The sequence below is a fragment of the Bradyrhizobium sp. Mp19 genome (genome assembly GCF_029952935.1).
In the GTDB taxonomy this organism is placed as follows: Bacteria; Pseudomonadota; Alphaproteobacteria; order Rhizobiales; family Xanthobacteraceae; genus Bradyrhizobium; species Bradyrhizobium elkanii.
The window spans coordinates 1-1,430 of record NZ_JASAUT010000163.1 but is presented as its reverse complement, the minus strand read 5'-3'; the positions used below and the strand labels follow the sequence as shown (position 1 = coordinate 1,430).

Sequence of the window (1,430 nt, the reverse complement as noted above, 5' to 3'; positions counted from 1 at the left end):
ATCGCCAAGCTAAAGCATCAGATCTACGGCCAGCGGTCGGAGCGTTCGTCGCGCCTGATCGAGCAGTTGGCGTTGACGTTCGGAGAGCTGGAAAGTGACGCCACTGAAGACGAGCTGGCGGCAGAGCGCGCAGTGGCCAAGGCGACGACGGTGCGCGGATTTACGCGCAAGCGCGGCGAACGCCAGACGTTCCCTGAGCATTTACCGCGCGAACGAGTGGTGATCGAGCCGCCGACGGCTTGCGAGTGCTGTGGCGGCAATCGTCTGCGCAAGCTCGGCGAGGACGTGACCCGGACACTGGAAGTGGTGCCGCGCCAGTGGAAGGTGATCGAGACGGTCCGGGAGAAGTTCTCCTGCCGCGACTGCGAGAAGATCAGCCAGGCCCCGGCGCCATTCCATGCCGTCGCACGGGGATGGGCCGGCTCGAGCCTGTTGGCCATGATCATGTTCGAGAAGTTCGGCCAGCATCAGCCCTTAAACCGCCAGGCGGAGCGCTACGCCCTGGAAGGCGTGCCGATCGCGCTGTCGACCATGGCAGACGCCGTGGGATCGGTCTGTGCGTCGCTGGATCCCCTGTTGCGCCTGGTCGAGGCCCATGTCATGGCGGCCGAGCGCCTGCATGCCGATGATACGACGGTGCCGGTGCTGGCCAAGGGCAAGACCGATACGGCACGGTGCTGGATCTACGTCCGGGACGACCGGCCGTTTGGCGGCGCCGGGCCGCCGGCGGCGATGTTCTACTACTCCCGCGACCGCAGGGGCGAGCATCCCCAGGCGCATCTGGCGGGGTATACCGGCATCCTGCAGGCCGACGCCTATGACGGGTACAACCAGCTCTATCTGGCGGGACGCCACCCTGGACCGATCCGGGAAGCGGCGTGTTGGGTCCATGCGCGGCGCCCGTTCTTCGCCATGGCCGATATCGAAGAGAATGCGCGTCGCAAGGCCGCCGGCAAGAAGGAGATCCCGCTCTCGCCCATCGCGGTCGAGGTCGTGCGGCGGATCGATGCGCTGTTCGAGATCGAGCGCTCCATCAATGGCAGGAGTGCCGAGGAACGCGTTCAGGTTCGGCAGACGCTGAGCCGGCCGCTGGTCGAGGACCTTCAGGTCTATATGCGGGAGCAGCTCGCCAAGCTGTCCCGTGGGCACGACCTGGCCAAGGCGTTCAACTACATCCTGAAGCGCTGGGCGAGCTTCACGCTCTTCCTGGAGGACGGCCGCGTCTGTCTCTCGAACAACGCCGCCGAGCGAGGATTAAGAGGTATAGCTCTCGGGCGAAAGTCCTGGCTGTTCTGCGGCTCTGATCGCGGCGGACGGCGCGCGGCTTCCATGTATAGCTTGATCGTCACGGCCAAAATGAATGGCGTCGATCCGCAGGCCTGGTTCACGGATATCCTTGCCCGCATCGCCGCCCACCCAGCTCATCGGCT

At 65.4% G+C, this 1,430-nt stretch carries 1 protein-coding gene; it reads left to right on the top strand.

The window, feature by feature from the left end; translation table 11 throughout:
* Positions 1–1,430: IS66 family transposase (locus QJT82_RS45365; protein ID WP_028344522.1), on the top strand; the 1,430-nt coding region annotated here is incomplete at both ends.